Here is a 5,768-nt window from a genome sequence, read left to right on the forward strand (position 1 = left end):
CCCGCCGAGGAGCGTCGCGCGCTGCTGGAGGAGCTGCCCCTGGACGGGCCGCACCGGCGGGCGGCGCCGTCGTACCCGAACGCGGGCGCCCGGCTGCTCGACGCGGTGCGCGACCAGGGCCTGCCCGGGGTGGTCGCGGTCCGGACCGGTTCCCGGTACCCCGAGGGCGCGGGCGACGACTGGCGGGAGGTCCGGGTGGACGGTGCGAGCCGGAGGGCGGCACAGCGCGGGACCGCACGGCGCGAGGGGTACGGGCGGGCGTCGCTGTCCAACCCGGACAAGGTGCTCTACCCCGCCACCGGCACGACCAAGGCCGACGTGCTGGGGCACTACCTGGCCGTCGCCGAGGCGATGGTGCCGCACCTCGACGCCCGGCCGGCGACGCTCAAGCGCTGGCCGGACGGGGTGGAGGGGTCGTCGTTCTTCGAGAAGAACGTCGCCCGGCACGCGCCGGACTGGCTGCGCACCGCCCGCGTCGGGACGCCCGGCGGCCGGTCGGAGTCCGCGGACTTCGCGGTCCTCGCCGACGCAGAGGGGCTGGCCTGGGCGGCGAACCTGGCCGCGCTGGAGCTGCACGTGCCGCAGTGGCGCCTCGGCCCCCGCGACGGCCGCCACCCGCCGGACCGGGTGGTGTTCGACCTGGACCCGGGTGAGGGCACGACGATCGTGGAGTGCTGCCGCGTGGCGCTGTGGGTGCGGGACCTGCTCGACGAGCACGGACTCGTGGCGTACCCGTCGACGTCGGGCGGCAAGGGGATGCAGCTCTACCTGCCGGCGCGGGTCACCGATCCGGAGCGGACCAGTGAATTCGCCCGCGAGGTGGCCGAGCGGCTGGCCGAGGAGCACCGTCGCGAGGTGATCGCGGTGATGACCCGGGCCCGTCGGCGCGGGAAGGTCTTCGTCGACTGGAGCCAGAACAACACCGCCAAGACCACCATCGCCTCGTACTCGCTGCGCGGCCGTGAGCGCCCCACCGTCGCGACCCCGGTGACGTGGGCGGAGGTCGAGGGCTGCCGCGAGCCCGCGGACCTGGTGTTCACCCTCGACGACCTGCCGGCCCGGCTGGACACGCACGGGGACCTCATGCACCCCCTGATCGACACCGAGGGTTTCCGGCTCCCCCGTGGTGGCGTGATCGGACGGGTGCCAGGCTGACCGCCGTGCACCACCCGTACCTCGACGGTCCGCACCCCCGCGCCTACGCCCACCGTGGCTGGCACATCGGGGAGCTGGCCGGTTGCGAGAACACCGTCGCCGCGTTCATCGCCGCCGCCGACCACGGTCTGCGCTACGTCGAGATGGACGTGCACGCCAGCGCCGACGGGGTGCCGTTCGTGCACCACGACCCGACGCTGGACCGCACCACCGACGCCACCGGCCGGATCGACGCGCGCCCCGCCGCGGAGCTCGACACCGTGCGGGTCACCGGGGCACAGCGCACCGAGCCGCTGCCGCGGCTGGCCGAGGTGCTCGACGCGGTCCCCGGGGTGCGGGTGACGATCGAGCTGAAGTCGGCCGAGGTCGTCGCTCCGACGTTGGCGGTGCTCGACGCCGCCGACGCCTGGGACCGGGTGTGCCTGGGCTCGTTCTCCGTCCGCCGGCTGGGCGTCGCCCGGGGGCTGGCCGGGCCGAGGCTGTGCACGTCGATGGGGCAGGCCGAGGTGATGGCGCTGCGGGCCCGTGCGTGGGGCGTCCCGAGCCGGCTGCTGCCGGCGTCGGCGGGGGTGTTCGCGCAGGTCCCTCCGATGTTCGGGCCGATCCCGGTGGCGTCGGACCGCCGGTTCGTCGAGGCGGCGCACCGGGCCGGGCACGAGGTGCACGTGTGGACGGTGGACGAGGCCGAGCAGATGCGACGGCTGCTGACCCTCGGGGTGGACGGGCTGCTGTCCGACCGGCCGGACCGGCTGCTCGACGTCGTCGGGAGCTGACCGGGTGGGCGCCTGCGTAGATGATCGGAGGCCGGGTCCCGCGGGCGTCGATACGCTCGCGCCGTGACCGCCTCGACCGCTCCGACCGCAGAGCCGGCCCCGCCCCGCCGATCCCGGCTGTGGGCCTGGGGGCTCTGGGACTGGGGCTCCTCGGGGTTCCAGCACATCGCGCTGACCTTCGTGTTCTCGGTGTACCTGACCGACGCCGTCGGGGCGGACCTGCCGGGCTCGGTCAGTGCGAACAGCTGGCTGGCGTGGTCGACCGCGGCCGCCGGGGTGCTGATCGCACTGATGGCGCCGGTGGTCGGGCAGAGCGCGGACCGCACGGGGCGGCGGCTGCGGGCGACCGGGGTGTGGACGGCGCTGGTCGTGCTCTGCATGGCCGGGATGTTCTTCGTCCGCGACGACTGGTCCTACCTGTGGCTCGGTCTGCTGCTGCTGGGCATGGCGTCGATCTTCGTCGAGCTGGCGTACGTGTCGTACTACGCGCTGATGGCGCACGTGTCGACGCCGACGACGGTCGGGCGGGTGTCGGGCTTCGGCTGGGCGCTGGGCTACATCGGCGGGATCGTGCTGCTGCTCGGGGTGTACGCGTTCCTGCTGTCCGGCGACGGCGGGCTGCTCGGTGTCCCCACCGCCGACGGGCTGGACGTGCGGATCGCGGTGCTGGTGGCGGCGGTGTGGTTCGCGGTGTTCGCCGCGCCGATGTTCCTCCTGCTGCCCGAGACTCCACCGGTGGCGCCGGACGCCCCGAAGCTGGGCGTGGCCGGTTCCTACCGCAGACTGGTGGCCGACCTGCGCGCGCTCTACCGGGCCAGCCCGCACACGGTGTACTTCCTCGGGGCGAGCGCGCTGTACCGGGACGGCCTCAACGCGGTCTTCGCCTTCGGCGGGGTCCTGGCGGTGACGGTGTACGGGCTGGAGCCGGGCCAGGTGCTGATCTTCGGTGTGGCGATCAACGTGGTCGCGGCGCTGGGCTGTGTGATGGGCGGCCGGCTGGACGACCGGCTGGGGCCCAAGGCCGTCGTGGTGGGCTCGCTCGCCGGGAGTGTGGCGGTGGGTGTGATCCTGCTGTTCGTGTCCGGGCCGACCATGTTCTGGATCTTCGGGCTGGTGCTGGGGCTGTTCGTGGGGCCGGCGCAGGCGTCGTCGCGGTCGTACCTGCTGCGGGTGTGCCCGGCGCAGCAGGAGGGCCAGCTGTTCGGTCTGTACGCGACGACCGGGCGCGCGGTGTCGTTCCTGGCGCCGGCGCTCATCGGCCTGTTCACCTACGTGTTCGGCTCGGACCGGGCCGGGACGATCGGGATCGTGCTGGTCCTGGCGGCGGGACTGGTCGCATTGCTGCCGGTGCGCTCCCCCGACCGTGCACCGGTCCGGTCGGCTGTGTGAACACTCGGCGACACCCGGGTGGGCACCGTCACACATGGCTGACACGTCACATCGGAGTGTGTAACGGGCGGCGATAGGGAACACTGGTCAATCGGGCGCAGAGCAGGTTACCGCGAGGTAACTCGAGCGGGTCTGTTCTGCCCTGCCGCCGGAATACCGTAGCTCCACGTACGTTACACCCGGTGGCGAAGACGTAACCGTCGAGGTGCTCCCTCGACATCGCGCTACAGGAGGGTGACGCATGGCCGACCGCGTTCTGCGTGGCAGCCGGCTCGGGGCTGTCAGCTACGAGACGGACCGCAACCACGACCTGGCGCCGCGGCAGATGGTCCGTTATGTGTCCGAGTCCGGCTACGAGTTCCAGGTGCCGTTCGCGAACGACGCCGAGGCTCCCGCGACGTGGGAGTCCCCGCAGGGCGGCGTCGGTCGTCGGGTGGACGGGACCGAGCCGGAGCAGAAGAAGCAGAAGCCGCCGCGTACGCACTGGGACATGCTGCTCGAGCGCCGGTCGATCGCCGAGCTCGAGGAGCTGCTCGACGAGCGCCTGGAGCTGCTGCGCGAGCGGCGCGCCGAGATCGCCTGATCCCGGCCGCACCGCAGGCACACACCGGACCACCACCCGGTGACCACGGAGCCCGGATCCCTCAGGGGGTCCGGGCTCCGTCGCGTGCGGGCATGATGACCGGTGATGAACGATCAGCAGACCGGCACCGCCAGCCCCTCCCGCCCCGACCGGGCGGTCCGCGACCTCGCCGACGACCACGTCCGGCGCCTCGCCGAGCTCGACCCGGTCCTCGCCGGCGACCTCGGCTGGACCGAGCGGCAGGACGAGCTGCCCGACCTCTCCCCCGACGGCACCGCCGCGCTCGTCGCCGCCTGCCGGGAGACCCTGGAGCGGCTGGACACCACCACGGGCGCCCGGCAGCCCGCCGACCCCGACGAGCGTCGCTGCGCGCGGCTGCTGCGTGAGCGTCTCGGCGCCCAGCTCGACCACCTGACCTCCGGGGAGCCGTTGCGTGCGGTGCAGGAGCTGTTCGGACCGCTGGCGACCCTGCGGACCGCGTTCACCCTCATGCCCGTCGACGGCGACGAGGACTGGGCCACCGTGGCCGCGCGGATGGCGCGGGTCCCCGAGGCACTCGCCGGGTACCGGGCGTCGCTGGCCGAGGGCCGCCGTCGCGGGCTGTTCGCCGCGCCGCGCCAGGTGGTGCGGGTGACCGAGCAGATCGACGCCTGGAACGGCGACGCGGGCGGCCGTGGCTGGTTCGCCGGGTTCGCCGCGGACGCCTCCGTCGGTGACGCCGTGCGCGCCGACCTGGACCGCGGTGCGCGGGAGGCGACGGCGGCGCTGGGCGAGCTGCGGGACTGGCTGGCCGCGGAGTACCTGCCGGCCGCGGAGGGGACCCCGGACGGCGTGGGCCCCGACCGGTACCGGATCGCGAACCGGTTCTGGAACGGCGCCGACATCGACACCGTCGAGGTCTACGAGTGGGGCTGGTCGGAGTTCCGCCGGATCCGCGAGGAGATGGCCGTCGAGGCCGCGCGGATCGTGCCCGGCGGCAGCGTGCGCGAGGCGATGGAGTTCCTGGAGACCGACGGGGGCTCGACCGGGGTCGTCATGGGCGGGGAGGCCGCCCGGGCGCACCTGCAGAAGATCATGGACGACACGATCGCCGAGCTCGACGGTGTCCACTTCGACCTGTCCGGCCGGCTTCGGGAGGTCGAGTCCCGGCTGGCGCCGGCGGGCAGCGCGGCGGCGCCGTACTACACACCACCGGCGCTGGACTTCTCGCGGCCGGGCCGGACCTGGCTGCCCGCGAGCGAGGACGACCGCTACCCGCTGTGGGACCTGATCAGCACCTGGTACCACGAGGGCGTCCCGGGCCACCACCTGCAGCTGGCGTCGTGGGCGGTGCGCAGCCGGGAGCTGTCGACGTTCCAGACGTCGCTGGTGGGCGCGGTGAGCGCGGACGTGGAGGGCTGGGCGCTCTACGCGGAGCGGCTGATGGACGAGTTGGGCCACCACTCCGACCCGGGGTCGCGGCTGGGCTACCTCAACGCCCAGATGCTGCGCGCGGTGCGTGTGGTGATCGATCTGGGGATGCACCTGTCGCTGCCGGTCCCCGACGACTCCCCGGTCGGTGCCGGTCAGCGGTGGACCCCGGAGCTGGGGCGGGAGTTCTTCGGCCGGCACGTCGGCGGCGGGGACGCGATGGCCGACTCGGAGCTGCTGCGCTACCTCGGCGGACCGGCCCAGGCGATCGGCTACAAGCTGGGCGAGCGGGCCTGGCTGACCGGGCGGGAGCGGGCCCGGGCCGCGCACGCCGCCCGCGGGGAGGAGTTCGACCTCGCCGCGTGGCACGCCGCCGCGCTCGCGCAGGGCACGCTGGGTCTCGACGACCTGGTGCCGGAGCTGGCGGCCCTGCCGGCGCGCGCCTGAGCGCACCCGGG

General features: G+C 74.0%; 5 protein-coding genes. All 5 read left to right on the forward strand.

Translation table 11 applies throughout. The annotated features are described in order from the left end of the window. A partial coding sequence (gene ligD, locus GTW08_RS22860; RefSeq protein ID WP_346009959.1) for a non-homologous end-joining DNA ligase occupies positions 1 to 1,155 on the forward strand: 1,155 nt, incomplete at its 5' end. A gap of 5 nt (positions 1,156 to 1,160) precedes the next feature. Next, positions 1,161 to 1,928, forward strand: coding sequence for a glycerophosphodiester phosphodiesterase family protein (locus tag GTW08_RS22865; protein WP_161152504.1), 768 nt, complete (start codon positions 1,161 to 1,163; stop codon positions 1,926 to 1,928). A 63-nt stretch (positions 1,929 to 1,991) separates the two neighbouring features. Continuing rightward, a complete protein-coding gene (locus tag GTW08_RS22870; RefSeq protein WP_346009960.1) occupies positions 1,992 to 3,317 on the forward strand; it encodes an MFS transporter in 1,326 nt (441 codons plus the stop codon). A gap of 241 nt (positions 3,318 to 3,558) precedes the next feature. Beyond that, a complete protein-coding gene (locus GTW08_RS22875; RefSeq protein ID WP_020627709.1) occupies positions 3,559 to 3,900 on the forward strand; it encodes an RNA polymerase-binding protein RbpA in 342 nt (113 codons plus the stop codon). 105 nt (positions 3,901 to 4,005) lie between these two features. Continuing rightward, positions 4,006 to 5,757: a DUF885 domain-containing protein gene (locus GTW08_RS22880; RefSeq protein WP_073574855.1), complete on the forward strand. Its 1,752-nt coding sequence runs from the start codon at positions 4,006 to 4,008 to the stop codon at positions 5,755 to 5,757. Positions 5,758 to 5,768: the final 11 nt, after the last annotated feature.

The organism is Pseudonocardia sp. SID8383, from assembly GCF_009864975.1.
GTDB lineage: Bacteria > Actinomycetota > Actinomycetes > Mycobacteriales > Pseudonocardiaceae > Pseudonocardia > Pseudonocardia alni.

What these genes read in the sequence shown, in the direction of transcription:
- GTW08_RS22880 (WP_073574855.1), top strand. Translation starts at nt 4,006, where the DNA reads ATGAACGATCAGCAGACCGGCACCGCCAGCCCCTCCCGCCCCGACCGG.
- GTW08_RS22875 (WP_020627709.1), top strand. Translation starts at nt 3,559, where the DNA reads ATGGCCGACCGCGTTCTGCGTGGCAGCCGGCTCGGGGCTGTCAGCTAC.